The organism is Thalassoroseus pseudoceratinae, assembly GCF_011634775.1.
In the GTDB taxonomy this organism is placed as follows: Bacteria; Planctomycetota; Planctomycetia; order Planctomycetales; family Planctomycetaceae; genus Thalassoroseus; species Thalassoroseus pseudoceratinae.
In genome coordinates, this window is record NZ_JAALXT010000003.1 from 209,238 (window position 1) to 236,135 (window position 26,898).

Genomic DNA, 26,898 nt, shown 5'->3' on the forward strand with positions numbered 1-26,898 from the left:
AGAAAAGAAGATATTCCGATTAAGAGCTTTTGATGGTATCGGAATCTCAACGCAAAGTCCACAAGCGAATCGGTGTTCATCCGAATTCACGGGTGGTACTGCTTAGACTGACGGTGTCTCGTTGCCGGCTCGAAATGCGGATTTGTTGCGGCCTTGCATTACTTCGCGCCACGCAGACGTGATGGGAGCCGAGAACGCGAAGTAGAGAAAGAACACCGGGACGGCTAACTCACGAACCAGGAAAATCGTGATCACTGTCAGCATTAACTGAATGATGTGTCGACGACTTCGTTGCCCGCGAAACAGCTGATTGAATACATGGCTGTAACGGAACCGAGTCACCATCAAACATGCGACGCCCAAGGTGATTAGGGGAATCAGTAGTTTGATGGTCGGAAGAAGAAAACGAGCGGCGTCGTGTGCGACTGTTCCTTCGCTAACGACGGCCAAGTCTCTCAAGTCGTAGAGCGCGATGGGAAAAGAAGCCACCACGCCGGCCGCCGCTGGTGATGGCAGGCCACTGAAGAAGTCGTGGGAATCGTCCTCGTCCGTCTCCACGTTAAAGCGGGCCAACCGCAGGATCGCACACATCACATACAGCACGGCGATGACCCACAGCAAACGCGGATGATAGTTGAGACCCGCAATGGCATCGTCGCCGAAGGAGTGCACCATGATTTGCAGCATCAGGTACGCGGGTGCCACTCCGAAACTGATGGCGTCGCAGAGCGAATCCAACTGAGCCCCGAAGTCGGATGTTTGGTTGAACAACCGTGCGGCCGAACCATCGAAAGCATCGAAGACCATCGCCAAATACACCAGCATCCCGGCGATCAGAAGTTCGTTGCCACCGAGGTTTCCGGTCGGGGTCGGTCCGAGTTTCGCCGCGAAAGTGATCGCACCGAAACCGCAAGCTGCGTTGCACAACGTGAGCATCGTTGGCAACACGGCGTACATCTTCTGTTTCTTGCTCATGGACGGTGAATTCGTTTCGAGAGGTTGATCATTCGGTTCCGGAGACATCGCCGTACTCTGCTAGAATGGAACGACCGGCTTTGACCTTTTCGCCGATCTTCGTGCGGATCGTCAGGTTCGAGTCCGCAGGAATGACTAGTTCCGTCCGTGAACCCAGTTTAATCATCCCAAAGCGTTCGCCACGTCCCAACTCATCGCCGGGTTTCAGCCAACAGACGATGCGGCGGGCAATGGCACCGGTAATTTGTCGCACGATCATCCGCCGATGCGGAGCGGCCTTTTCCTCCAACCGCACGGCCAACTGTTCGTTTTCCCGAGCTGACTCGGGACGCAACGCGTTGAGGTATTTTCCTTTACGATACCGCAACGCAATCACGTTGGCATCGACTGGCGACCGGTTCATGTGCACGTTGAAAATCGAGAGGAAGATCCCCACCATGATAGCCGGTCCGCCGATGTAGTCATCATGCGGGATCTCGTCAATCGCCACAACTAGACCGTCGGCTGGGGAAACGACCAGTCCGGGGTCCTGAGGAACTTTCCGATCGGGATCACGAAAAAACCAGACAATCAAACCGCCGATCACCGTGAAGGTGGCTACGAGAAGCCACCCGACAACTTGTTCCAGTGTGGTCAACGACGTCGCGGTTATCCACCAAGCCAGTCCGCCAGCCAACCCGAAAAAGATGAGCGAAAACACAAGCAATTCGGCTAAGCCGACCCGTGCAAACGGAATACGGTCCCGCCACGTGAACGGGTCATCTGTGCGATCCCAGTGATAACCGGGTTGATTTTGGTAGTACTTCAGGTCTCGCGGATCAAGCACGGGGTGTGGGCAGGGATTCGTTTCTCCTTTACGGAGCGATTCCATCCGCGAAACATAGCCTTTGCGGAATGTTCGCAGGTAAACACGACGGAGTTTTCCCCAAGCCTGTTCCAGCTGGATAATCACACCGCCACCGGGTTGGATGGTCCGCAGTTGCGGGTCCATCGGTTCGATTTCAGCACGTTCGGGGGGAGTTTGCGTTGTGGGAACGGTCGTAGAAGAATCACTCATGCAAAGCGGTTGGATCGAGAGAACTAAAGTGGGAATTCCGATTCCACACTTTAGCACTCCACCGCCGAACATGCGATGTTACCGAACCCGAATCACAAGGCTCTGATCAAAAAACGTGGTCCGATGGCCCGCTTATTTGCGGAATGTGCCCAGGAATGCACCGCGTTCCCCGCCGCCGCTCCACGATTTTTGCAGTCCCTTGCCCTTGAACGTGTGATCGAGGGAAAACGCCGGGTGGGCATTCTCGACCTTGACCAACGGCTGATAGAAAACGATTTCGTTCGAGCAGACGCAATCGCCTTTTTTCAGTTTGCGAGTCTGAATTTTGGCGATCTCGCCAGCCTGGAATTGTCCGCGACTACTGAGATGGTCATTCTCCAAAGTGAAGGGAACGCTTTGAATCTCCTTCACATCCGCGGCCAATTTGCCAGCGGAGTCTTTGGCGAATGCGACCAGCGCTTGTTTCTGTTCCGCGGTCGCGTTTTCATCGACGAGGACCACGGATTCCACTTTTCCCGGCTTCATCGGGAATACACCGTCACTGCCCAGCGTCGTTTCGGACGAGACAACCAGTGCAACCCCGCGACCGGCTAAATCGACATCGTTCCAAGTGCCTTTTTCCACTTTCCACGCCAGTAGTGCTTCTTTCCCGGCGAGTTCCATTTCGCCGTTCGCGAAACACGGTCCGGTGTAGACATTGCAGGATCGAGCTTCCAGGTATTCTCCTTCGATGGTCGCCGCACCGGCAGATGAGTGGGGCGCAACGACGACGAGCATGGTGAGAAGTGAAAGTCGCATGGTATCAAGACCTTTCCGGTAAACGCGGATGACGTGGTTCTCCGTTTGCCATTTTCGGGCTGAACACTCAAACCGTCAACCGTCTCCAAATTTGTGAGCTACCTCACAGCATCGTGAAGGATGCTCGTCGACAATCTGGTTCATATGTGTTGGGAACCTTGCACAAGTTGGGTTTGTCGGCGACAATGATGGAACTCGAACCATCAAAGACAACTTTTTTCACGATTCAAGGAATGACATGAAGACACTGGCGATTTGCGGATTGATGTTGGCATTGGCAGTTGGTTGCAGCAAGACCGAACCCGCTGCGGAAGCAACCGGGGCAACCGAATCGGCGGCTGCAGTGACTCCTGTGATTTACAACTCCGGCGAAGAATTGACGCTGGAAGTTCCCTCCATGCATTGTCCGTTTGGCTGCTACCCGACCATCGAGAAAACTCTCACCGAGCTCGACGGAGTGGAAAAAGTGGATCTCGTCCCGCAAGAAAAAGAAGGCGAAATCAACGATCACCGTGTGATCGTCAAGCTGAATGATGAATTCGATGCCACCAAAGCCGTCGCTGCATTGGCCGGTGCTGGATTTGACGATGCCGTGATCGAAAACAAAAACTGATCAATACGTCGACGCACGAAAGCCCTGGCGTGAATACGCTGGGGCTTTTTTGTTGCCCGGAACTTCAAGAATCGCTGAACGAATGACTGTTCCAGACCCCAACCGAGACTACGCGAAAACACTTGTTCTCAAACTCCGTGAAGCCGGTTTCGAAGCGTTGTGGGCCGGCGGATGTGTGCGTGATTTTCTGCTCGGTCGTACTCCAAAAGACTACGATATCGCAACCAATGCGACGCCGGATCAGGTCCGAGACTTGTTCGGACGCAAACGGACGCTGGCGGTTGGTGCGAGTTTCGGCGTTATTGTCGTCTTGGCACCGAAGGGAGTGGAACAGGTCGAAGTCGCCACATTCCGGAGTGAAGGGGGATATCACGACGGTCGTCGACCCACGCAGGTCGTTTTCACGTCTGCTGAGGAAGACGCCAAACGTCGGGATTTCACAATCAACGGGATGTTTTACGATCCGATTGAAGAGGCCGTTCGTGACTACGTGGGCGGCGAAGCGGATCTGAATGCTGGTGTCATTCGCGCGATTGGCGACCCGCATGCTCGCATGACCGAGGACAAACTCCGAACGCTCCGAGCAATCCGCTTCGCTGCGACACTCGAATTTCAATTGGAATCGACAACGCAGAACGCGGTTTGCGAGATGGCGACTCAGTTGACCGTAGTCAGTGCCGAACGGATCGCGCAGGAACTGCGGCGGATGTTGGTCGATCCGCATCGCCGACGTGCCGTGGAATTGCTAGCCGAGACGAACCTTCTGACCGTCATTTTCCCCGAGTTCGGCCCGTTGATGCATGAGGAACCGCATCGTTGGGACGAGACGTTGCGAACCCTGGATGAGCTAGATCGCCCGAGTTTCGCCCTCGCGGCTGCAGCACTATGGCACGGTTTGCCGGATGGTGGTTCTCGGGGAAAGGTGGCTCATCGACTCGGGAAACGGCTGCGGTTGTCGAATGACGATATCCAGCAAATCACTTGGTTGCTGGAGCATCACCGGAGCCTGGATAATGCGGACCAATTGCCCGCCCATCAGCTCAAGCGAATTCTCGCGGCCACGGGGATCGACGATTTACTTGCACTGATCCAAGCCGAACGAACCGCACGCGAGGTCGAATTGTCTCCGGTCGAATTCTGTCAGAACTACCTCGCGACTCACTCCGCCGCCGAGATCAATCCACCGCCGTTAGTGGGCGGGCACGATTTGATCCAAATGGGCCTGCGACCGGGCAAGGAATTCAAATCGCTGCTAGATGCCATCCGCGATGCCCAACTCGACGGGATCGTGCAAAATACAGACGAGGCGTTGGCAATGGTCAAGCAACTTCGGGAAAGCTGATCAACGAATTGGTTGCATCGCGGAACGGCACGCGGTAAGACAGCGGTGATTACTGTCTCTCAAAATGAATAGGCGATTTCGATGACACAAAGCGTCCGTATTGGCATCATCGGCGCGGGAGCCGTTTCCGACTATCACCACGTGCCCGGTATCAACATCGATCCGCGAGCCGAGTTGGTCGCGGTCTGCGATCCAAATGAAACGTTGCTGGAACAACGAAAATCGGAATGGGGCGAATTCGATGCAACGACTTCGTATCAGGATATTGCCGACCATCCGAACGTCGATGCCGTCATCATCGCGACACCGAACTTCACGCACAGAGAAATCGCACTCGCGTGTCTCGCGGGTGACAAACACGTCATGTGCGAAAAGCCACTCGGGCTCAATTACGAAGAGTCCAAGGAAATGTATCAAGCCGCACGTGATCGGAACTTGCGGCACATGACGGCGTTCACGTATCGGTTTGCTCCGTCGATGCGTTACGTTCGCCATTTGGTCAAAAGCGGTGCCCTCGGGGAATTGCGACACTTCCGCAGCCAACGGTTCTTGGATTGGCCGGAAACCAGTTGGGGGTGGCGGCAGTACAAGAAAACTGCCGGAGCGGGTGACTTGTTCGACATGACGATTCACCGCATCGACTTTGCTCAAGATTTGTTGGGACCGATCAAGAGCATCTGCGGTGCGGTTGCTCAATTTGCTCCCCGTGACAAGACCGCCGAAGGTCAAGATTGCCCGCCGAGCGAAGTGGATGACTGGTCCAGCCTCATCGGTCAATTTGAAAACGGTGCGGTCGGTGTTTGGGAGGGAAGCACCTTGATGAAGGGGTACCACAACGACGGTTTCGGTTACGAATGGGCCGAAGTCAACGGTAGCCGAGGATCAGCAGCGTATCAGTTGACGGACCCGAACAATGTCCTTGTGGGACTCAATGGCAATCCGGTGGAAAAAATGCCGGTACCGGATGAGTTTCTGGTCATCGAAGGCAGCCCCCGCAAACCCCATGAGGGCGTGCCAAGCACGGTGTTTCGATACGATTTGGTTTACGAATTTGTCTCCGCAATCGTCGAGGGGCGTGATGCGATTCCCGGATTCGATCACGGTGCGAGCGCCCAAGCCGTTGCGGATGCGGTGTTGAAATCGCATGACCAGAAAACTTGGGTCGATTTAGATATCGACTTAGAGAACTAGTTCACCCATCAAGTCGGCGGAAAGCATGTCGGACGCGGCTTCTTTCCGCTGGCAACGTCTTGGACGTACCCGAGAAGATTCTGGGTGATCGCGTCGTTCGGTTGCATGTGCAACGCACGTTGGACCACTCGTTCCGCTTGGATAACTTCGCCGGAGACGAGCAAGGCAAGTCCTAAGTTCGATAACAGCCCAGCGTCACGCGGATCGAGTTCGGTGGCCTGCCAACCGACCTGAACCGCTTCCTCGCCGTAGCCGAGCGTCATGCAACTCAGACAGAATTCTCGGAGAACGTCCTTGTGCTCGGGGTTCAGTCGGTAGGCACGACCGAGGGCTTTGTATTCTGATTCGTGTTGCCCTCGCATACGGAACGTCAGTCCCAGGATCCAACACGCGGCCCAGTTTTTGGAATTGAGTTGAATTGACGCGGTCAACAGCCGAACCGCGCGACAGAGTTCCTGCTGAGCCGTCTTTGTTGTGGGATCAAGGGGCGAACGCTGAAAAGGCAAATACGGATTGGCAAGTGCGGTGCCCCAATCGTACAAATCAGACGCGGATCGGCCGGGAAAGTCATCGTGGGAATCTTCGTCGGGCAGCAAATTCGTGCGTCCGACGTAAACTTCCTTCTCGGTTTCCGTATCGAAGAAGATGTCGATCGGTCCGTCGATTCGGAGGAACTTAAGCCGTTTCCGAGCTTCGACCTTGGAGACCTGCGTGATGGAAGGAGCCGGTGTCCAGCCTTCAGGCCCCACGATTTCGCCGGGTTTCCGCCCAGCCAACCAAGCCGCCACAACGCCGCTGGAATGTCGTCCTAATTGGAGCCAATCGCAGGGGGAATCCAAACCGTCTTCCTGACAGACGACGGTAATATCACGGTTTGGATCCTCAGCGGCGGACGACAACCCGTACTCATGGAGTTGGTCGAGGAAGTTGGCAAGATCCAACGCGTTCATAAAACCGATGCGGCTGATGTGGCCGTCGGTGCAGAATGTTTGATTCGGACACGCTTCAGCATACCCCGAGAGTCCGCCGGGGTGGATCTGCTCAAGCGTAACGTTTCGAACGAGAACGGAAAAACCTTCGACAGGAACCGCCACACTGTCTCCTATTCCAGGGTGGGCCCGTATGGCTGCGCATTTCGAATGACAATCAACTTCGAATGCGAACGTGGTCTATGTTGTTTGGTTCGACCTTCCGTTGCAACCATCGGGCGTATTTGTTTCAGAGCCTGGACGATCATATATCGTTTGCCACCGCTTTTCGGGCATCCCAAAGTGACTGCAACACTGCATCGACGTACTCGGCATCCGAAAATGGACTGAGAATATACGACTTCAACGCCACAATCGGTTCCCCATATTCGCTTTCGCGGTAGCAGTCGGTCAAGGAAATGACGACGCCACGGCCTTGAAGTGCTTCCTCTTGAATCCGAGCGAACACACGACGGTTGTACTCGTTATGCTTTCGTAGTTCATCGCGAAACCCGGGGTCGGTGCGTTCGCGTTTGGGAACGGTGAATGTGTCCACACCTTCGGGATAGACTCGGAACAGCGTCACAGGGCCGAAGTTCTCACGATTGAGGACCGTTGTCGCGGCGTGGCTTTCGAGGTGTTCACGCAACGTTTCCGCCATCGTGACCAAATGACCAAGCAGGCTCTGTAAACCCTGCCGACCAAACAACCGCAAATTCGCCAACGCCGCCATCGGGCCGGAACCACTCCGTGTGGTTTCCAGCGTGAATTTGCCGGGATGATATTTGCCAGACTGAAACAAGTAGGGCATCGTCTCATCGGGGCGACTGATCCGTTTCAATTCCGCCCGATCTCGAAGAATGAACGCGCTGGAGATGTAGGGACAGAATCCGGTTTTGTGATAGTCGATTCCCACCGAGTCGGCGAGCGGGATTTGGCGGATGCGTCGAGAGGAATGGGCAAGGGCCCGAATGGTTCTCGCTCGGAATCTCAGGGGATTGGACTCGAAATCGTAATCGTTAAACACGCTCCACGCCCAACCGATTACGGCATCGGCGTGAATGTGCGGTCGGTAGTCGAGTGCAAACTCGTCGGCCAAACGGTCGACAATTTCACGGACTTGTTCCAAGTCGTCGATTCCAAAAGCATCCGTGGTACCCATCGTCGCGACGACCGCAGCGACTTTTCCACCGGACTTCAATACGTCACGCAAATGCGATTCCAGTAAGCATGGACGGAGGGCGTTGTCATCGGTGGTAGGGATACGGATCACATTGTCTTCACCCAAGCCGAGCCAATTGGCAACGGTGGTGCATGCGTAGTGAGCGTGGTCGGAACACAAGATGACCGCCCGTTCGGAGACACCGGTTTGCTGTGTGCCGGGGCACGCTTTCTCCAACCCGATTTTGACGGCATACAGCAACGTGCCTGTACCGCCGAATGTGAACACGCCGCCGGCCTGCTTTGTATCGTAGCCCAGCAGGTCCGCCGTCATCGCGATCGCTTCGACTTCCGCGACCGCAATTTTGCGAGCCGACTCATCGCTGACCAAGTTCGGATTGTAAATCGACGGCAGCATACCACCGATAATGCTGGGAATGGTCGGCGATGGCACCACGTTGATCTGAGAACGCGGATGCCCCCAAATGAACAGCCCGGAAAGATATTCGACCAACTGCGACGTGACCGCTTCTAAGTTCTGCGGCGAATCCGCGACCGTCGCCTGCATGGCGGCGTGATAGTCGAGCTCCTCCGATTCGCCGAGCAACGGTCGATCGGACTTCATCGCATCGACCTGGTCCAAACTCCGCAGAAACGAAAACACGAAATACGCATCATGCACGCGATTCGAAACCGGTTGTGGAAACGCCTCGCGGAGTTGTTGGAGAATGTCACTGTAGGGTGTTGTCATCGTTGCCTCTCACTAATGGGATTGGCACCGATTATCGGGGATTCGCGGGTGAAGTCCCAGGGATGACGTGCAACCAATGAAAAAAAGACGAGTCACCGGCGGGCGCCGATGACTCGTCCGGGGCAGGACGATTGACATACAGGGTGGCAGAAAGCCTGGTCGTGCAGTCCGTTAGGGAGAGGATGGACTGGCGAATGCTTGACTGAGTCGTTCCGATTTTTCACTGCCGGGATTGCGGGGGAAGCCCGACCAGTTCGGAAGACGACCACCTGCGGCCGCTCGTTCTGCGTCGTTTGCGTCGAATTTAGGTGTGTTGTTAGTTTCAAAAGGCGGCGGTGTATTCGCGGCTGGCTCGTTTGGCTGACCGGCCGGTGTCCAGCCTTCGTTGACGGCTCGTCGCCAACCTGGGGAATCCTTTGTGACAGCATCACGCGGACGGGCCACCGTTCGAGCGGGGGCTGTTTTCGGTTGGGTCGGCGGAAGCGAAATAATTGGGGCGTTGCCAGTGGGTTGCGGGCGATTCGGGGTCATCTTTGGAGCCGCATTGTCGGGGCTTTGACCCCGAATGATCGGTTGATTTTCACGACCGGCGGGTTGCTCGTTCGAAGCCAACTTGGTGTCCGGAGGCAAGTTCAATCGTGGACTACCCGCCATGATCCAGCCGTTCCAACGATTTTCGAGACTGTTGACATCATCAAGGTTGTAATACTGCTTGATGGCTGCATCCCAACCGATTCGGTGAGCGGCATCGAGAAATTCCAAGAATCGTGTTCGTCCACCGGCTTGAACGAGGAAGTCAGCGAGTGAGTACCCTTCGGCATACAACGTCAACACATCTTGCATGTCCTTGGGATACTCTTTGATTGCGAGCAGTCGTCGCAGCGGGATGCGGCGGGAGGAATCCCACACTTGTTCCAAGAGCAGCCGTTGACGACGTTGTTCCGATTCGTGTTCGACTAACGTTGCGGCACCTTCATCCGCCCATCGAGGCAGCGGGCGACGGAAGTGACACGCCAACACGGTATGACTCACTTCGTGCGGAATCACACTGTCGAGGATGCGTTCGAGTGTGCCTTGCACATTCATCCGCCACCCAAAGACTTCGCCGCGATCAAAAGCGAATGTGGTGGCTCCACCGGCACCGATTTGTCCGACTTTCACAGACAACGTGCACGGTTTGTACCAACGAGGCATTTTCTTGCCGAGCCATTTCATCGCGAGTTCTTCTCGGAAATGCTCGGCGGCGTCACCACACTGCTTGGCGATTTCCGCCGTGGGAGCCGTCACAATGAAATTCGGCGTCCGATACGTGGCGCCGGCGGTTGTCATCACAGTTAAAATCAGACCGAGCCTGATCACAAGAGCTTCCATGCTCATTGCAGTCTCCACTGAGAATTCATCTCGCGATCATGCGAAATGACATGTTCTCGGGTCCAGGATGATCGTATTCCACGACCGTCCGAATCTGCGGGGGACAGGGCGACTCACAAGGTGAGCTGACCCTGAGCTAGCGAATCCGTGCCAGCTGCTTCCTCCAGTAGCAAACTTGAGTCCAATCGAGCCATCCAATGAGTTTTTATCGAAGTTTTTCCAGCTCGCGATCAAAGGTCGATATTCTGAAACGAGTTACGACGCCCACCCGATATCAATTCACTTGGATAAAATGTTCATTAATTGGGGCGTTTTTGTAGAACCTGCAACTTGGGATTGTTTGCAAATTGCAATTTTTGCTCTGAAAACAGTTTTTCATCGCATTGTTCACGTCGGAATCGGCATTGATACGAAGAGCACGTCTCCCTGACCGTAGGGATGCGGCATCCGTTAAAATATGAGTGGCCAGGTGGACAAAGTATGCCCACAGGTATAATTCGTTAACACCACCGATCTGCTGCCCATTGGCATACTGGAATGGTAGGATGAGGCGGTCTCGCTTCGTTCGATCAGATGGTTTTGAGTTTCATGTTGCGATTTCATTTTCCCGAATGCTTTCTGTTGGCGATTCCGCTGGCGTGGGTGTACTGGCGTTGGTGTCGTCCGGTCGATGGCGATCGAGTCACCGAAGCAGTTCGCATCGGATTGTTGTTGTTGCTACTGCTCGCGTTCACCGGACCGGAAGTGAACTTGGGAGGCCTAGGGTTGGACGTCGTCGTGGTTGCCGACCGCTCCGCCTCGATGACGGATGGCGACATTGACAGCATTCGCGAGCTGATCCAAAACCTCGACAACACCCGAGCCAGTGGTGACCGCGTGGGCATCGTAGGGTTTGGCCTGACGCCATCGGTTGAACGCCAACCATCGGGAGACGCTCGATTCGCCGGCTTCGAGAAGAATGTGTCACCTGAGGGGAGCGACCTGAATGAAGCTCTGTTGACCGCGCTCAATTTGGTCGATCGCAACAGACCAGCGAGAATTCTCGCCCTCACGGATGGCGAAGCGACCGGGCTTGATCCGCGGTCGGCGGCACGACGGGCACGAGAATTGGGCGTGCCGATCGACTTTCGCGACTATACCCGACTCCGAACCGGCGACATCGCCATTGAAGCCGTTTCATTGCCCGAGACAGTCAGTCCACGAGAGCCGTTTCAATTCTCAGTTCGCGTCTTTGCAGACACCGACTCCGATGCCGAGATCCGCATTCTTCGTGATGATCAGGAATTCGCCACTCGAACCGTTTCCCTTCACAGTGGAATGAACGTGATTCCGTTTCGGGAAGTGCTCGAACGCGGCGGGTTCTATAAGTACACGGCCGAAGTCATCGTCGAAAACGATCCTCTCCCGGAGAACAATCGCGGGTTGGGGGTTGTTCGTGTCGATGCCGGTCCGCGGGTGCTGGTTTTGAATGCGGATGGTCAAGCCGGCAACATGGTCCGGGCGTTGCAAGCGGCGAGTATTCCAGTCGATGTCTCTGAAGCCAAGTCGAATCCGCTCATGCAGGATGATTTGGATCCTTACCGAACGGTCATTTTAGAGAACGTGCCCGCGGACGATCTCGGGCGACTCAAGATGGAACGACTGGCTCAGTTCGTCGAGGATCTCGGCGGCGGTCTGCTCATAACCGGGGGACGAAAAAGTTTCGGCGGGGGCGGATATTATAAGAGTCCGCTCGATCCGGTGCTTCCGGTGTCGATGGAACTTCGTGAGGAACATCGCAAGATGCGGGTTGCGATTGCCGTGGTGCTCGACCGTTCTGGAAGTATGTCGGCCCCTGTCCGTGGTGGGCAGACAAAAATGGATTTGGCCAACATTGGGACGTCGGAAGTCGTGCGGTTGCTTTCATCGGCGGATATGGTTTCGGTGATTGCAGTGGATTCCGCACCTCATGTCGTGCAGGACATCACTCGTGTCGACGATGCGGAGGCAATCGTTAGCCGTGTGAAACGCATCGAAAGCATGGGCGGTGGAATCTTCGTTTACGATGCATTAGTCGCGGCCGGCGAGCAACTAATGCAGGCCGAAGGCTATCAAACGCGGCATATCATTTTGTTCTCGGATGCCACTGATAGCGAAGAACCTGGCGCCTACGAAACGCTGCTCGATCGTTACTCGCGTGCTGGAATGACCGTGAGCGTGATCGGTCTCGGTTCGGATACCGATGTCGATGCGGGACTGCTGAAAGACATTGCGAAGCGTGGCGGCGGAAATATCATGTTCACTGATGACGCCGCGGAACTTCCCCGCTTGTTTACACAGGACACCATGAGCGTGGCTCGGAGTACGTTCATCGAGGCCGGTGACGAATACCCAAACGGCATTCCCGGCGAATTGCTGCCTGAACCGGCTCGGCTGATGGGAGAAATCGACTTCCCCAACTTCCCGACGGTCGGCGGATACAACTTAAGTTACCTCAAACCAGATGCAACAGCGGCCGCTCTTTCACGAGACGAATACGCCGCGCCATGGTCCGCGTTTTGGTACCGTGGACTTGGCCGAGTGGCGGCGTTGACGATGGAAGTTGACGGACTCTACACCGGGCGGTTTGGAAGTTGGTCACACTATGATGACTTCCTAATTACGCATGTTCGATGGCTCTTAGGAGGCGATAATCCCAACGACGTTTTTATCGACTTGCAGCGGGATGGACAAACCGCGTTGATCACCGTGGAACTTGATCCCACCGCTGAGCAAACAACTGGAAGACTACCGACGAACGCCCCAGCACTATTCGTCGTACCGCCGGGCGCGGAACGTGAAGAACCCTTGCGACCAGAGTTCACCTGGATTGGTTCCCATACGCTCCAGGCTCAGTTCGCTATGAACGAATTGGGCACATATCGTACTTTGGTGAAGACCGGCGGTCGGCAGTTCACTCGCGGACCGGCATTGACACTTCCCTACTCTCCCGAGTTCGAGCCGAGACCCAGTTACGAATCCGGTCGGTCGATGCTCGCGGAACTAGCAGACCTCTCCGGTGGCGAACGTCGGACGGATGTCGTCACGATTTTCAAAGATCCTCCGTCCTCACCACGAATGCTGCCATTGTTGCCCTACCTAATGATTCTAGCGGCGACAATGTTGCTAACGGAAATTGCCGGTCGTCGCCTAGTCCTTTGGAAACGCACAAAGATTCCTACGGCGGAACCACTTCCGAGTGGAGGGCCACTGCCGCCACCGAAACCAGCGAAGAAGCGGAAGGTCGAATGGGCATTCGGAAAACGTCGACCGTCCCGAAAAGCCACGACTACCGTTAGTTCATCACACGCCGACCGTGAACAATCTCGATCTTCAAAACCGTCTGCAGGTGACATTTACGCACAGGCAAAACAAAAAGCGCGTCGCCGCCACGAGTGAGCAATTCTGTACACTTTTGATTGGGATTCTGTTTCGTATTGTGTACTATGTGAACGCACATCATTCGCGAGATTTTAGTCTCGCAAATCTATTCAATCTCGGAAAACGAATATGCCTGGCTTCTTTGAAGCATTTGAAACTCTTAGTGATCGTCCTGTCTTCGTTCACTTTCAGAAGCTCGTGCAAACGGCTCGTCCTTCCATGCAAGAAGCCCAGGTGCAAGGGCAGATCGCGGAATGGGGGGAATCCCAGGGCTTTCGAGTGACTCGCGACAAGACTGGGAATATCTGCCTGCACGTCCCCGCCCGTGGAGAGACGCAAAACCAGAATCCCGTCATCATTCAAAACCACACAGATATTGTCGTGTCGAACGCTGATGACGCTCCCGATGGCGTCGACTCGGCAACCGGAAATATCCCTGTCGATCGGGGCAATGTGGGTCCGGACGGAGCATTCCATCCCGATCAGCAAGGGGCATGGTTACGAGCACCGTTCACCACTCTAGGAGCAGACAACGGAATCGGTTGTGCCATGGCGATGGCTATCTGTGATGATCCGGACGCCGTTCATCCTCCCCTCGAATTGATCTTCACAGTCGACGAGGAACAGGGCTTGACCGGAGCGCTCCAATTGGATGCGGAGGCGCTTGAGATTCGTGGTCGCACGTTGATCAATTTAGACACCGAAGACGACGATGAATTGACCATCGGTTGTGCAGGTGGAATGGACACGGAGATCACTTGGCAACGAGAACGCCGTGCGATTCCGAAGGATTTGGCCGCATTCGAGATCGCACTTGGCCCGACAATGGGTGGGCATTCGGGGATCGAAATTGACGCCGGTCGCGTCAATGCGAATCGGGCGTTGGCACGTATCCTGCGACATGCCGCGCTGCAAACCGAACTTCATTTAGCGTCAATCGTCGGCGGTGATAAACGCAATGCGATTCCGCGGACTGCCTCGGCTGTCGTCGTGATTGACCCGGCAGATGAAGACAAACTGCGGTCTGCAGTCGATGATGTGCGGACACATCTTGCCAAGCAATTTAGCTCGCGTGATGTCGATCTGAATCAAGCGATTGCCGATCCAAAAGCAGTTGCCCTACCCGACACCGCATTTCTACCACAGTGCACTCTGCACCTCATTGACATGCTCCTGGCGTTGCCAGCTGGAGTGTTGGGGACGACTCCCGAAATTCCAGGTTTGGTCGAAACCAGCAACAACTTGGCGGTTTTACAGACCGAAGGTGATACGGTCCGCATCGCATGCAATTCTCGGAGCAGTTCTGTCGAAGCTCTACGTGATGTATCCGCGACGCTTTGTGCCGCTGCGGGGCTGGCGGATGCCACCGCCAAGAAGACCAATCAGTACCCTGGTTGGCAACCCGATGTAAACTCATCGTTGGTGAAATTGACCGCGAGTGCGTACGAGGAACTCTTTGGCGAGAGCCCCAAAGTTCACGCGATCCATGCCGGACTAGAGTGCGGCGTGCTAGCTGAGCGAATTGGCGGGGATGTCGACTCGATCAGCTTCGGCCCAAACATTCGCGGCAATCACGCACCGGGAGAACGGGTCGAGATCGAATCCGTCGAAAAGTCGTATCGCCTGCTCAAAGCTTTATTGCGATCTCTCGCAGAGCAAGGTTCACCGTAGTCCAACACTGCCGCGTTACATGATGTACCGCGTATTCCAGTTTCCATGATTAGAGAGCCGACTAGCCATGAAACGAATCGAACAACTGCCACCCTTGCCGGACCGAAGCCAAAATTCCCATAAGGGAAGCTTCGGTTCGGTTTTTTTGATTGGCGGGTCGCGCGGGATGAGTGGAGCGATGGCGTTGGCCGGGATGGGGGCGTTGCGGGGCGGTGCCGGGCTCGTCACGCTGGCGGTGCCCATGGGAATTTTGTCGACGATCACGGCACTTGAACCTTCATACCTCACCAAGCCACTTCCCGAGGACAAACACGGCTGCATTTCCCTCGTGGCTTGGTCGGCTTTGCATGATGCAGACAAAAGATTCGACGTGGTGGCCATCGGTCCCGGTCTATGCCGAACCGACGATTCTCAAGAACTTACTGCACGTCTTTTTGAACGTTGTTCTGTGCCGCTTGTTGTCGACGCCGACGGGCTCAACAACCTGACGGATCGAAAAACTGTCTTGAGTACCCATCCGAAGTCTGCGTCCGCCGCTCGAGTACTCACACCTCACCCCGGTGAATTTGCTCGTTTGCTGGATGTACCCGTCAGCGAGGTGCAGGCGAATCGTGAGCAGTTGGCTGCAGCATTTGCCGCCAAACATCAACTCATTGTGGTGCTCAAAGGTCACGGAACAATTATTACCGATGGCGAACAGATTGCTGTCAATCCGACCGGGAACCCCGGCATGGCGACGGGGGGAATGGGCGATGTGCTCACAGGTCTGATCGCGGCACTGCTTGGCCAAGGCATGGCGGCGTTCGATGCGGCCCACCTCGGGGTCTACTTGCACGGTTTGGCGGCTGACATTGCCGTCCAGGAATTCTCACAACCGGGGCTGATTGCCTCCGACCTGCCACTTTACATCGGTCCGGCATGGCAAACTGTGCTCGGTCAGACGCCAGAGTGAATCAAAACTTCTAACGCCGGTTGCCCCACACGGGTACGTCCGTCGCGTGATGGATGGCAAATTGCCAACGCATGGCAATGCTGGGCAAGACTGGTCGAGCTAATCGCGAAATCACTTCTCAGAGAAGTACTCTCTCACAACTTGCCGATGTCGTGGACGTAAGGACTGACCACGCGATTCGCGTCCTGTGGCGGTCTCGAACTTTCGTTGATTGCCCCGTTCATTGGAACCCGTGACATCGACATCCGGTTCCGCAGCGGTTTCCCCAACTGTTTGCAGATTCTGTTCATCATTGAAACCGGGGGGCAGTAATACGCTTTTGAATTTTGCCCGGCTTTCGTCGGACTCCTCACCCCAGGTGAGTTCAGCGTCGCCTCGTCCGCGAGATGACCCACCGCGACCGGGTTTCTGGCCACTCGTGGCATTACCTATGCCTTCACATTGGCCGTCACCATTACAGAGCTTAGCTCCGGCACACCGCCCGCGACATTCGTTGAGTTTTTGAGCCTGTTCTTTGAGAAACTCGTCTAACTCGGAAAGCAATTGCTCGCGTTGTTGACCACCATCCAGACCGTCGCGTTTAGGCAATTGATTCTCCTTGAGCAACCGTTGAAGTTGCTCGCGGAGAGCTTCCGGAGATCGTGACAACGCGCCACGCTCATCGAGTTTGCGTAACGTTTCCAGCATGTCTTTTTGAAGTTGCTCGCTGCGTTCAAGCGACAACATCTCGCCCCCCGGCCCGTCCTCACGCGATAGCGCTAATGTCGCTTGCCAACCTTTCGCGACGGAACGCTCGGCCGCTTCCAATTCCTGACCAAGTTCGCGACGCAGGCTGTCAATCGCTTCCCAACGTTCGTGCGTCAACGACGACTCTTCGGTCTCTTGGCTGAGTTTTTCGATTTCTTCATTCAGCTCTTGAACTTCCTCCTCCGTCAAGACGTCGGCTTCGTCCAACCATTCGACTCCCTCATGAAGTCGTTGCAACGTGTTTTGGGCAAGCGTGTCTGGCGGGAGTTCCTTGGATGACGTTTCCCGCAACGGCACGGCACCAGCGGAGATCACGAAGCTCAACGGAATATACAGGTATTTTGCAAACCGTTTCGGCCAAACACGAAGTAAGCCTCGTTGCCAATTCGGAATTCGACGATCCAACTCGGCTTGCCAAGAGGGGTCGTGGTCTTCGCTAAGCGTCATCAATAATCCACCGGCTTCCAGACGTTCGTCGAGAATCGCAACGGTCTCGGCGTGCGTAAAGCTTTGTCGGTCGGCTTTCCACCAGGCCGCCAGAGCGACGGGAACAACTCCCATTCCCGCCCAGAGCACGTACGGCCAGCCAGAAGGGAGAAAGAGTTTCACCGCAAGTACGCCGGCACCGAAGACAAACAGGAAGATCGCCAACCATTCTGCCGCCGTGGCGAGAAACACGCCAACTTGCAAGCGACGACGGTGTTGTTCGATCCAACCATCAAAGCTTTGTGTGGCCATCGAGGACTCCGAAGAAAATTCGCCGGTCTCTGCGTATTATTGTGGCAACGGACCGACACGAAGGCAATCGCTCCAATTGTCGAACCGAGCATCCGATGAGACGTCTGACGGCTCAAAAAGTTCCGAACCTTCGAGACGAATCGTTCCCCGATTCCCGACGAGCAAGACGTGGGCAGCGGGCGATTCGTCGGTGTTGGAGACCGATACCATCACGGTTCGTCCATTCGCGCACGTGGCCAATGCGGACATGACATTCGGCGATTCGGGAGTTAACCCGACACTTCGAATCGCTGAATCCAAAACTTGTTCGCTGTCACGAAGACAATCCGCAAGCAGTGGTTCGAGTTCGCTTCCCGACGGCAATCGCAAGTGCCAACGTACCGCGACCGGAGTGCCAATCTGATCCGCTTCGATGGCTCGACGTATTGTTTGGCGAATTTCCGCGAGAGTCATGAGGTTGCTTTCGAAATCTGATCAAGACTCCTCAAGTTTACCACATGACATTCGCTTCATGCGAGAGCGGTTGCCGGCTGATTTACGGGATGGTCCTGATCCAGTGAGTCGGCAGCAATCCAGCCCGACATCAGCACCATCGGCATTCCCGGTCCTGGGTGTGCGGCTCCGCCAGCAAGATAGAGACCGGCAATGTCGTGACTGCGATTCGCAGGTTTGAACGCCCCGAGGAACCGCCCATGACTGGCCAATCCGTAGATGGCACCGTTGAGAACGTGGTAGCGGTCGTGGATGTCCTGCGGTGTGAGCACCGCTTCGGTGACGATTCGCTCTTGCAGGTCGGACATACCGGCCGTTCGAGACAGTTTCTCCAAGATCGTCCGCCGATAGTCCGGCAACAGACGCGACCAATCATGACCCGGCCGCAGATACGGCGTGTGCACAAGGACGTAGAGAGCCTCACCGCCAGACGGTGCGACAGCTGGTTCAGTCACCGCTGGCGCACAGACGTAACAACTGGGATCGGGCGCAGGTTCCCCCTTATCATAGATGTATTCAAACTCTTCGTCGGCATCGCGGGAGAACACGAAATTATGGTGAAGCAGGTGTTCGTAACGTTCTTTCAAACCAAGATACAACACGACGCCAGAGCATGCCGGTTCGTACTTTCGGCGTTTCTCGAATCGCTTCGTGGCGGGGCTCGGTTCGAGTAACTCCGAATGCGTGCGGACGCTGTCGCAGTTAGAGACGACCGCGTCGAACGGAAAGAATTCTCCGTCGTCGGTCTCCACGCCCCGGACGACCTCGTGTTTCGGTCCGGTTCCGCCTCGCGTTTCCGTTCGGATTCGTTGAACTCCGGTTCCGGTGTGGATCGTCACGCCCAATTCTCGGGCCAACTTTTCGAGAGCAACGGGAACCGCCCGAGTTCCGCCGATCGGATACCAGATTCCCTCCTCGGTCTGCATGTGGGCAATACCACACAATACCGCCGGTGATCCGAATGGTGATGAGCCGACGTATTGAGTGAAGTGGTCGATCATTTGAGCGACCCGTTCATCCTTCACACACGACCGCACCACGCCAGCGACGGTTTGTCCCATCCGGAGTTGAAGCAGATCGGAAAGTGTTTTCGAGTTGAACGTTTCGCCAAGATTCAACGTGTCTCGAATACCACCGACACTGCGATAGAAGAAGAAGCGATCGGAAATGTTGTGCAATCGTTCGGAAATGGTCAGGAACTTTTGGTAACCGTCTCCATCGGCGGGACGCTCGGAAAACTGGCGGATCGAGTCGGCCATGGCGTCGACGTTTTCCACCAAATCCAACACCGAATCGTCTTCGAAGAAGCAACGCCATTGTGGATCGAGCCGGACCAGCTCCAATTCCTCGTGCATGTCCCGACCGGCTTCCCGGAAGACACGTTCGAGTACTGAGGGAATTGTCAGAATCGTCGGTCCCATGTCGAAACGGAAGCCGTCCTGCTCCAATACAGCCGCTTTCCCACCCAGCCACTCGTTGCGTTCAAACAACGTGACCCGATGACCACGCGCCGCCAATGTGCAAGCCGCCGAAAGACCGGCCAAACCGCCGCCGATCACTCCGACCGTGCGTTCACTTTCCATAGTTCGATTCCTAATCAATTGTTTGATGTATCTCAGGATGCAGTTTCGGTCGTCGAAACGGTTGGTGTTTTGGATGCGTCTTGCGGTCCGTCGGGTTGTTTCTGGCGTCGTTTCCAGACCTCGAAACCGGCTCGCATCGATTGGAATATGCCGCCGCAGCGACGAAACCAACTCGAAGCGTGACGCGTTTGCAAATACGCTCTAAGCAAGTCTTCGATGTCATCAGCTTCGTGCGTCAAATGCGGAGCGAATCGGCCTTTCCGAATGAACACCGCTTTGTAGGCGGTCATCTGTAACAATCCCTCGTCACCGCGAGTGACGCCATGACCACTCAATCGTCGCCCACCGAAACCGGCACGGGGATCGGCTGTCGGCGCGAGCATGTCATTGACAACGACCGTGCCCGCATCGATTTGACTCGCCAGGATTTCTGCTTCGCGTCCTTCGCCGAACACCGTCGCCCCAAGCGCATACGCACAACGGCGATTCGTGGCGAGTGCGGCTTGATCGTCCGGAACGCCAATCAGCGAGAGAACGGGAGCAAACACATCCTCGTTCAGCAACGGCATATCCTGGTGGGCATTGGAGACGATAAGTGGAAAACTTTCGCTGAGGTTTTCGCTATCGAGATCCCCGGCGAGTAGCGTTGCACCATTCTCGACAGTATCCCGAACGAACTTTCGAGCCGTCGCTGCGGCTTGAGGATCGGGTTCGATTCGCGGCAACGTTTCCGTCATCGCGAGCAATCGTTCCTCGAACTCTTCGAGTTTTTCTTCAGGAACGAAAATCCGACGTGGGGCGATGCAAGTGGCGCCGCTGTTGAAACTCAGTCCAAACCGCAACGCCGGGAACACCCGATCCCAATCGGCGGAACGTTGCACAAACACCGCGTCGCAGCCGGACAACTCCATCGTGGTCGGCGTCATTGTTTCCACCGCATTCCGACAGACCGCTTTCCCGGTGGTTGCCGATCCCGTGAGCACGATTTTGTCGACGCCGGTTTCGATGAGAACTTTCGCGGGGGTCGGGTCTTCGGTGAATACGTGAAGCAAGTTTCGGTCGAGACCGGCTTCGAATAGCATTTCCGCAAGGAGGTTGGTGACCGGGACCGCATCCCGTCCCGGTTTGACGAACACGGCATTTCCAGCAACGAGTGCTTGTAGCATCTGCACGCCGGTGAGAAGTAACGGGTAATTCCACGTTCCGAGGATCAGCACCACGCCCAACGGATCGCGGTGAATTTCGGTTCGCACGCCGGTCATCCAGAGCGGTCGATCTCGCCAGCCCAATTTGCGTGGGGCGAGCAAACGGTTCGCGTTCTTGTTCAAAAACCGACACGCATCTGCCAATGGCACCACTTCGGCCGCTAACGTTTCACGCGGATTTACACGCTGCGGAATCTGAACGGCGGACACCAAATCGTCCACACGATTCACGATTTGGTCACGAAATCGCCGCACAATTGCGGTGCGTTCACGAATCGGGACCGCGGTCCACTGCCTTTGTGCTGTTCGAGCAATCTCCAGAAGTTCGAGGGGATCGGGGTCAGACAAGTGCGGTCTCCATGTGTTGATCGGGTTGTTCCGGCGTGATGGGCAACTCGGGTTCCGGCAAGTCCAAACCGAGGTCATCACCCATGAGTTTCGAGGTAATTCGCGCCGATTCGAAGATCACAGGCAAACCGCTTCCTGGGTGCGTTCCACCACCGACGAGGTACACATTCTGCAAGTCTTCGAAGCGATTGCGTGGCCGGTTATGCAACATTTGGCCGAGATTGTGTGCGAGGTTGAATGTCGCTCCGCGATGGATGGCGAAGTCGTGTTCCCAGTCGGCGGGTGTAATCACGCGTTCGTAGCGGATACGTGATTCGATGTCGCGGATTCCCACCTTCTCAAGTTGCTGAAGGACCCGGCGTCGGAACGGTTCCCGCTCACGCGACCAATCTACGTTCGGATGCCGATTCGTCACCGGAGCGAGCACATACAAAGTGCTCTGGCCGTCAGGAGCCAACGACGGGTCCGTCACACCGGCGTTTTGCACGTAAATCGAAGGGTCTTCGGACAGCATGTGCGTTTGCTCAATCTCCCGCAAATTGCGTTGGTAGTCTTTGGCGATGTAGATGGAATGGTGAGCAACGTCCGTGTCCAATCCGTCCACACCGAGGTACATCATAAAAGTCGAGCACGAAAACTGCTTGCGGTCGATCTTTTCATCGGTCCAGCGTCGACGCAAACGATTTGGCACAAGTTTCTGCATGGCGTGGGCGAAGTCGGCATTCACGACCAGTGAGTCGGCCAGGTAGTTCGCTTTGGTTGTCCGAACACCGACGGCTGTTCGTCCCTCGAAAAGAACTTGTTCGACAGGTTCGTCCAGATGAATCTCCACACCGAGTTCCCGGCAGATTTCGGCCATTCGCTCTGTCACCGCACTACACCCGCCCATCGGATGGAAGACGCCAAACTCGTATTCGAGATAGGAAAGAATCGAGAACAAACTCGGGCATCGAAACGGTGACATGCCCAGGTATTTCGATTGGAAACTGAACGCGATGACCAATCGCGGATCGGTGAAGAACTTCTGCAACTCCGTACCCAGCGATCGCCACGGTTTCACATGGCGGGCCGCCTTCAACAACTCTGGGTTGAGCAGATCGCGAACGCCGTTGAACGGGGATTCCAAGATGGGGCGGAACCGTTCGAGCTTCGTACGGTTTTCGTCCATAAACCGACGGAAAGCACCCGCATCTTGCGGTGAAAGTTGCGTCACTTCCCGTTCCATCTGCTCAAAATTCGGCGTGGCATTCAATTCACCGCCACTACCAAAAATGAGACGATACTGCGGATCGAGTTTTTTCATCGGAACTTCAGAAAATAAATTCCGACCGACAGCTTGGAAAATCTCGTCGAGCACACGCGGGTACAGAAAGAACGTTGGACCAAGATCGAAGCGGAACCCTTCAGCTTCAATTGCTGACGTCCGACCGCCCACTCGGTCTTTCCGCTCCACGATCCGAACTTTTGCACCGGCATTAGCCAAAAGCATCGCTGCCGCCAAACCGCCGGGACCGGCACCAACGATGAGTATTTCCGGGGTTTTCATGGGCGGCGTGCGTCCTTTTGTTGACATTTGAATAGGTTGTCTCGTTCAGATTCCGCTTGACGCCGAATAGGCGTCGGTATTATTCCCCGCATATGGAAGTTGGACAGGCTGTGATCGGTTCGAATTTCCTGAGATTCCGGAAACCTGAACGGTGTATTCCACCAGGGGGCGTCGCTGGACGCGATCACGCTCTAGCATCGCCCACAGAACTTTCAATTTCAATACCGATGTCATGAGGTCCAAGATGAACGGCGGCGGTTTGAGCCGAACTTGGCACTTGGCACGTAAAGACTTGCTACTGCAAGCCCGTGATCGCAAAGCTATGCTGATCATGTTGGCAATGCCGTTGGTCTTTATTGCGATCATTGGGTTTTCGGTCGGTGAGATGGCCGGTTGGCAGGGCGAGACCCAAGGGCTGAAGATCGCCGTCGTCAATGAATGTCGCGATGAACTCAGCGAGAAGGTGATTGCCGCTCTTACAAAACGTGACGGCGTGCGGATCGATCTGGTCGCTGACCGCAAAACCGCCGAAACACGTGTGCAACGCCAGCAGTCGGATGTTGGGTTGCTGATCGGTTCCAACTTTCGAGCGAAGTCCGACCAATTGCATTTGGGGGATGTGCTCGATCCTCGGTCTGGCCGGTTGTCAGCCGGGATTCAGGCGTTCGACATGCAAGTGGTCCACAAGGATTCGCTGGTGAATGTGGGCGGGATCGCCGAGCAACTGATCTATGCGGAAACGATTCAAACGCTTGCGCCGCATGTGGCGGCGAAGAATCAATTCACGAAGCAGATGCTCCAAGATGCCCGTGAAAACGATCGGCAACAAGTCGCTGACACGGCCGCAGAATCACCTCCGGTCGGTGGAGCGAAGTTGACGTATCAGCAACTCGTGCCGGCGTATACGGTTTTGTTTGTGTTCTTTCTGATCACGATTATGGCACGTTCGTTTCTCAGCGAACGTGAACAAGGAACACTCAGGCGATTGCGTCTTGCACCGTTGCGTCCTTATCAACTTTTGATCGGCAAAACGCTTCCATTCTTTTTGCTGTCATTAGTGCAAACCGGACTGCTGTTTTTTGCCGGTCATTGGTTGTTCGGCATGGAACTCGGTGGCCGACCCTGGTTGCTTGTGCCAACGGTCTTGATGACCTCTCTCACAGCGACCGCGTTGGGACTGATGACTGCCACGCTCGTACGGACGGATTCGCAAGTTTCGGCGTACGCAATCTTCATGTTGCTGACGATGGGGGCAATTAGCGGTTGCCTGATGCCTCGCGAGTTGCTGCCAACCGCGATGCAGAAAGCCAGCCTGATTACTCCGCATGCCTGGGCTTTGATCGCCTTCGAAGAAATCCTTCAGAACCAGATTCCGAATTTGGAACAAATCGTGATCTGTTGGTCGGCATTGGGACTATTCTCTGTCCTGTTTTTTAGCATTGGATGTCAGCGGTTTGCCACGGTCGACCAACCTGCGATCGCTTGAGTTCTGCAATTCGGCCCAATCCGGCGGACGGATGATCTTCAGTTGCAGACGGCCTCCTCTTGCGACATGCTGGAATCATGACCGATTTATTGGGGGCATGCCGTCGTTGCGGCACCGTACAGAACCTGCCTGTACTCTCGACGAATGAAATCGCAGCCTGCGTCTGTTGTGGAACCATATTCCCAACAGCTGAGGATCGGGAACGGTCCGTGCGTCGCACCGCCGCCGCCGCGCTCGGATCATTCTTTTTGTTTTGGCCCGCGATCTTGCTGCCGATCTTGAAAGTCGAACAATTTGGACATCAGTCCTCAGCAAGTATTCTTTCCGGAACGTTGGAAATGCTTCGTGACGGGGAGTGGTTTGTCGGCAGTGTGATCTTGCTGTTTTCCGTGGTCTTCCCATTGGTCAAATTAGTGTTGTTACTAGAGCTGTGTTGGCTTGAACTACTTCATGCCCGGCACCGGCGCATTGTGTATTGGATAGTCGAGCACATTGGACGGTGGAGTATGCTCGATGTGATGCTTCTGGCTCTATTGGTGATGTTGGTCAAAGTTGGCGATTTAGTCGACTTCCAAATTGGACCAGCGTCGGTGGCATTTGTCTTATGTGTGATGATGAGCATGGTGGCGTCTTTGTCGTTTGATCCGCATTCGATTTGGGCTCCGCAAGAGTCGCGGAGTTCTGCATCATGAATCCATCGAACTCCGATCTTCCAACCGCCGACCGCCGAGTGCGGTCTCGGAATAACGTCGGGACGCGTTTGTGGTGGGTGACGTTTCTGTGTCTGGCGGTTGCCATCGGGATCACGTTGATAACCTTGAAACCGGGCGGACCGCAGATCACGATTTCGTTCGAGCAAGGTCATGGCTTGGTGATTGGTGACGCCGTGCGTTTTCGGGGCGTTGATGTGGGGGCAGTCACGGGAATGACGCTCGCAAACGATTCCGAAACCATCGAGGTTCATGTTCAACTGACACCGGAAGCGGAAGCGATTGCTCGGGAAGGAACACAATTTTGGATCGAACGGCCCGAACTGAGTCTTTCCCGTCTCCGCGGGATCGATACGGTGGTCGGGGCGAAGTACATCGGAGTGGCTCCTGGTCCGGACGACGGTGCAAAACGGTTGGAGTTCGTCGGCAGAGAGACGATGCCACGGCTTCCAGTAGGGCGATCGGTCGAGGTCACGATTACGTTTCCCGATGGAAACGGTTTGGTTGTCGGGGATGTTGTTAAGCATCGTGGCATTGTCATCGGTGAAGTGACGGCTGTCTCGCTGGTCGAAGACTTCGACGGGGTGCAAGTTACCGCGAGATTGGTGGGGTCGGCGACCGAAATTGCTTGTCAGGGCAGTCAATTCTGGATCGAACGGCCGCGGGTCAGTGTCACCGAAGTTCGTGGATTGGACACACTCGTTCGTGGCAAATACATCGCCGTGCGTCCCGGTAAAGGCACCAACGAGCATTGCACAGAATTCGTTGGTTTGGATGCTGCGCCGCCGGGGGATCTGTCGCCGGGCGGATTGGAAGTCGTGTTGGAAGGCCCAAAGCGTGCCGGTTTAGAACCGGGGGCGCCCGTGAGTTACCGAGGTGGCAAGATTGGTCATGTCATTTCCTCGGGACTAGCCGTCGATGCGGCCACCGTGGAAGTTCGGATATTCATTGAACCCGACTATCGGCAACTCGTCCGATCAAACACACGGTTTTGGAGCAACAGCGGATTCAATTTCAACATCGGTTTTACCGGTGTCGAATTCAACGCGGAAACGCTCTCAACGATAGCTGCCGGAGGAGTCTCTCTGGCCACACCGGATCAACCGGGGCCACCCGCTGCGACGGGGCATCGATTTGCACTGGAAGCCGAACCGCAGCAAGCATGGCTCCAGTGGCAGCCTCGGATTCCGGTCGGCGGTTCGCTATTGCCCGATGGTGCCATTCTTCCCACACCGCTACGTGCGAGTCTCCGGTGGGACGATGGAATCATCATCAGTTGGACGCAGCGAAGAACCGGTTGGCTGTTGCCATTATCCGATGGCACTTGTCTCGGTCCGAGAGATTTGCTCGCCCCCGCTGAAGGCAGTGAAGTCGACACCGTTCTTGAGGCGAACGGTGTCGAGGTGCCGGTTGGAACACTCCAAGTTGCCAAGGGAGATTCACTCGCGGTTTGCACGGAACCTGATTTTCTAGGGGAGCAGGTCGACCGTCTCTGGCCGATTGACCGAATGAGAGTTCCGGCAGCTCCCGAAGAATGCGTTCTAGTGGCCGACGCTCAAGCGAACAAGCTGCTTGTGGCGGCCGTCCGCATGAGCAAGTCAGACGAAGGTTGGAAACTCGATTCCTCATTGCCAATTACGTCGGAATGGCACGGAGGCTGTGTTCTGTCACGGAAGGACGGCAACCTGATCGGTCTAGTCTTGGTCTCGGACGAAACCGCCCGCATTGTTCCGCTGACCGAACGCATCGTGAACCGCTCTCACGAGCCGTAGGCGATCGAAAACTCTCAGGCAA

At 55.5% G+C, this 26,898-nt stretch carries 20 protein-coding genes; 9 read left to right on the plus strand and 11 right to left on the minus strand.

What is annotated here, in order from left to right:
• Window positions 1-102: 102 nt before the first annotated feature.
• The 3 genes from G6R38_RS10980 to G6R38_RS10990 all read right to left on the minus strand — a co-directional run bounded on the left by G6R38_RS10980 (window position 103) and on the right by G6R38_RS10990 (window position 2,830).
• Window positions 103-975: a CDP-alcohol phosphatidyltransferase family protein gene (locus G6R38_RS10980; RefSeq protein ID WP_166824546.1), complete on the minus strand. Its 873-nt coding sequence runs from the start codon at window positions 973-975 to the stop codon at window positions 103-105.
• A gap of 28 nt (window positions 976-1,003) precedes the next feature.
• Window positions 1,004-2,032, minus strand: a complete 1,029-nt coding sequence (locus G6R38_RS10985) for a phosphatidylserine decarboxylase family protein (RefSeq protein WP_240928161.1) — start codon at window positions 2,030-2,032, stop codon at window positions 1,004-1,006.
• A gap of 132 nt (window positions 2,033-2,164) precedes the next feature.
• Window positions 2,165-2,830 (minus strand): DUF1326 domain-containing protein, encoded by a 666-nt coding sequence (locus G6R38_RS10990; protein ID WP_166824549.1) that lies wholly within the window; start codon window positions 2,828-2,830, stop codon window positions 2,165-2,167.
• Between the two features lie 238 nt (window positions 2,831-3,068).
• Here G6R38_RS10990 and G6R38_RS10995 point away from each other — a divergent pair, with 238 nt between their 5' ends.
• The 3 genes from G6R38_RS10995 (at window position 3,069) to G6R38_RS11005 (ending at window position 5,976) form a co-directional block, all read left to right on the plus strand.
• The gene (locus tag G6R38_RS10995; protein ID WP_166824551.1) at window positions 3,069-3,443 is read left to right on the plus strand and encodes a heavy-metal-associated domain-containing protein; all 375 of its coding nucleotides are present in this window, start codon (window positions 3,069-3,071) and stop codon (window positions 3,441-3,443) included.
• Between the two features lie 82 nt (window positions 3,444-3,525).
• Window positions 3,526-4,785 carry a CCA tRNA nucleotidyltransferase gene (locus tag G6R38_RS11000; protein ID WP_166824553.1) on the plus strand — a complete coding sequence of 420 codons (1,260 nt, stop codon included), beginning with the start codon at window positions 3,526-3,528 and terminating at the stop codon, window positions 4,783-4,785.
• A gap of 81 nt (window positions 4,786-4,866) precedes the next feature.
• Window positions 4,867-5,976 (plus strand): Gfo/Idh/MocA family protein, encoded by a 1,110-nt coding sequence (locus G6R38_RS11005; RefSeq protein ID WP_166824556.1) that lies wholly within the window; start codon window positions 4,867-4,869, stop codon window positions 5,974-5,976.
• An 8-nt stretch (window positions 5,977-5,984) separates the two neighbouring features.
• Here the strand turns inward: G6R38_RS11005 and G6R38_RS11010 are convergent, their stop codons facing one another.
• From G6R38_RS11010 to G6R38_RS11020, 3 genes are all read right to left on the minus strand, one after another.
• A complete protein-coding gene (locus G6R38_RS11010) occupies window positions 5,985-7,070 on the minus strand; it encodes a tetratricopeptide repeat protein (protein ID WP_166824560.1) in 1,086 nt (361 codons plus the stop codon).
• Window positions 7,071-7,209: 139 nt separating this feature from the next.
• Entirely contained in the window at window positions 7,210-8,856 is a 1,647-nt protein-coding gene (locus G6R38_RS11015) for a pyridoxal phosphate-dependent decarboxylase family protein (protein ID WP_166824563.1), read from the minus strand.
• Window positions 8,857-9,027: 171 nt separating this feature from the next.
• A complete protein-coding gene (locus G6R38_RS11020; RefSeq protein WP_166824566.1) occupies window positions 9,028-10,233 on the minus strand; it encodes a hypothetical protein in 1,206 nt (401 codons plus the stop codon).
• 582 nt (window positions 10,234-10,815) lie between these two features.
• On the opposite strand from G6R38_RS11020, the gene G6R38_RS11025 reads away from it, so the two are divergent.
• From G6R38_RS11025 to G6R38_RS11035, 3 genes are all read left to right on the plus strand, one after another.
• On the plus strand, window positions 10,816-13,644 hold the full coding sequence (locus tag G6R38_RS11025) for a vWA domain-containing protein (protein ID WP_166824569.1): 2,829 nt from the start codon (window positions 10,816-10,818) through the stop codon (window positions 13,642-13,644).
• Between the two features lie 111 nt (window positions 13,645-13,755).
• Entirely contained in the window at window positions 13,756-15,297 is a 1,542-nt protein-coding gene (gene pepD, locus G6R38_RS11030; protein ID WP_166824572.1) for a beta-Ala-His dipeptidase, read from the plus strand.
• A gap of 67 nt (window positions 15,298-15,364) precedes the next feature.
• Window positions 15,365-16,249, plus strand: coding sequence for an NAD(P)H-hydrate dehydratase (locus G6R38_RS11035; RefSeq protein WP_166824575.1), 885 nt, complete (start codon window positions 15,365-15,367; stop codon window positions 16,247-16,249).
• A gap of 111 nt (window positions 16,250-16,360) precedes the next feature.
• Here G6R38_RS11035 and G6R38_RS11040 read toward each other — a convergent pair whose 3' ends face one another.
• Genes G6R38_RS11040 through crtI form a run of 5 tightly spaced genes read right to left on the minus strand, consistent with a single transcriptional unit; the run spans window position 16,361 to window position 22,908 of the window.
• Complete coding sequence (locus tag G6R38_RS11040; protein ID WP_166824578.1) at window positions 16,361-17,734, minus strand: hypothetical protein; 1,374 nt, start codon at window positions 17,732-17,734, stop codon at window positions 16,361-16,363.
• A gap of 36 nt (window positions 17,735-17,770) precedes the next feature.
• On the minus strand, window positions 17,771-18,187 hold the full coding sequence (locus G6R38_RS11045) for a hypothetical protein (RefSeq protein WP_166824581.1): 417 nt from the start codon (window positions 18,185-18,187) through the stop codon (window positions 17,771-17,773).
• Between the two features lie 56 nt (window positions 18,188-18,243).
• Window positions 18,244-19,809: a phytoene desaturase family protein gene (locus tag G6R38_RS11050; RefSeq protein WP_166824584.1), complete on the minus strand. Its 1,566-nt coding sequence runs from the start codon at window positions 19,807-19,809 to the stop codon at window positions 18,244-18,246.
• Between the two features lie 32 nt (window positions 19,810-19,841).
• Window positions 19,842-21,362: an aldehyde dehydrogenase family protein gene (locus G6R38_RS11055; protein ID WP_166824587.1), complete on the minus strand. Its 1,521-nt coding sequence runs from the start codon at window positions 21,360-21,362 to the stop codon at window positions 19,842-19,844.
• A complete protein-coding gene (gene crtI / locus G6R38_RS11060; protein ID WP_166824590.1) occupies window positions 21,355-22,908 on the minus strand; it encodes a phytoene desaturase family protein in 1,554 nt (517 codons plus the stop codon). The genes G6R38_RS11055 and crtI overlap by 8 nt, the downstream gene beginning before the upstream one ends.
• A 232-nt stretch (window positions 22,909-23,140) precedes the next feature.
• Here crtI and G6R38_RS11065 point away from each other — a divergent pair, with 232 nt between their 5' ends.
• From G6R38_RS11065 to G6R38_RS11075, 3 genes are all read left to right on the plus strand, one after another.
• Complete coding sequence (locus G6R38_RS11065) at window positions 23,141-24,394, plus strand: ABC transporter permease (protein WP_166824593.1); 1,254 nt, start codon at window positions 23,141-23,143, stop codon at window positions 24,392-24,394.
• Between the two features lie 209 nt (window positions 24,395-24,603).
• Window positions 24,604-25,086, plus strand: coding sequence for a paraquat-inducible protein A (locus G6R38_RS11070; protein WP_206028552.1), 483 nt, complete (start codon window positions 24,604-24,606; stop codon window positions 25,084-25,086).
• Window positions 25,083-26,876 carry an MlaD family protein gene (locus tag G6R38_RS11075; protein ID WP_166824599.1) on the plus strand — a complete coding sequence of 598 codons (1,794 nt, stop codon included), beginning with the start codon at window positions 25,083-25,085 and terminating at the stop codon, window positions 26,874-26,876. The genes G6R38_RS11070 and G6R38_RS11075 overlap by 4 nt, the downstream gene beginning before the upstream one ends.
• Window positions 26,877-26,898: the final 22 nt, after the last annotated feature.

Excerpts from the sequence above, each read along its gene's own strand:
- G6R38_RS10980 (WP_166824546.1), bottom strand. The coding sequence starts at position 975 with ATGAGCAAGAAACAGAAGATGTACGCCGTGTTGCCAACGATGCTCACG.
- G6R38_RS10985 (WP_240928161.1), bottom strand. The coding sequence starts at position 2,032 with ATGAGTGATTCTTCTACGACCGTTCCCACAACGCAAACTCCCCCCGAA.
- G6R38_RS10990 (WP_166824549.1), bottom strand. The coding sequence starts at position 2,830 with ATGCGACTTTCACTTCTCACCATGCTCGTCGTCGTTGCGCCCCACTCA.
- G6R38_RS10995 (WP_166824551.1), top strand. The coding sequence starts at position 3,069 with ATGAAGACACTGGCGATTTGCGGATTGATGTTGGCATTGGCAGTTGGT.
- G6R38_RS11000 (WP_166824553.1), top strand. The coding sequence starts at position 3,526 with ATGACTGTTCCAGACCCCAACCGAGACTACGCGAAAACACTTGTTCTC.
- G6R38_RS11005 (WP_166824556.1), top strand. The coding sequence starts at position 4,867 with ATGACACAAAGCGTCCGTATTGGCATCATCGGCGCGGGAGCCGTTTCC.
- G6R38_RS11015 (WP_166824563.1), bottom strand. The coding sequence starts at position 8,856 with ATGACAACACCCTACAGTGACATTCTCCAACAACTCCGCGAGGCGTTT.
- G6R38_RS11020 (WP_166824566.1), bottom strand. The coding sequence starts at position 10,233 with ATGAGCATGGAAGCTCTTGTGATCAGGCTCGGTCTGATTTTAACTGTG.
- G6R38_RS11025 (WP_166824569.1), top strand. The coding sequence starts at position 10,816 with ATGTTGCGATTTCATTTTCCCGAATGCTTTCTGTTGGCGATTCCGCTG.
- pepD (WP_166824572.1), top strand. The coding sequence starts at position 13,756 with ATGCCTGGCTTCTTTGAAGCATTTGAAACTCTTAGTGATCGTCCTGTC.
- G6R38_RS11035 (WP_166824575.1), top strand. The coding sequence starts at position 15,365 with ATGAAACGAATCGAACAACTGCCACCCTTGCCGGACCGAAGCCAAAAT.
- G6R38_RS11040 (WP_166824578.1), bottom strand. The coding sequence starts at position 17,734 with ATGGCCACACAAAGCTTTGATGGTTGGATCGAACAACACCGTCGTCGC.
- G6R38_RS11045 (WP_166824581.1), bottom strand. The coding sequence starts at position 18,187 with ATGACTCTCGCGGAAATTCGCCAAACAATACGTCGAGCCATCGAAGCG.
- G6R38_RS11050 (WP_166824584.1), bottom strand. The coding sequence starts at position 19,809 with ATGGAAAGTGAACGCACGGTCGGAGTGATCGGCGGCGGTTTGGCCGGT.
- crtI (WP_166824590.1), bottom strand. The coding sequence starts at position 22,908 with ATGAAAACCCCGGAAATACTCATCGTTGGTGCCGGTCCCGGCGGTTTG.
- G6R38_RS11065 (WP_166824593.1), top strand. The coding sequence starts at position 23,141 with ATGAGGTCCAAGATGAACGGCGGCGGTTTGAGCCGAACTTGGCACTTG.
- G6R38_RS11075 (WP_166824599.1), top strand. The coding sequence starts at position 25,083 with ATGAATCCATCGAACTCCGATCTTCCAACCGCCGACCGCCGAGTGCGG.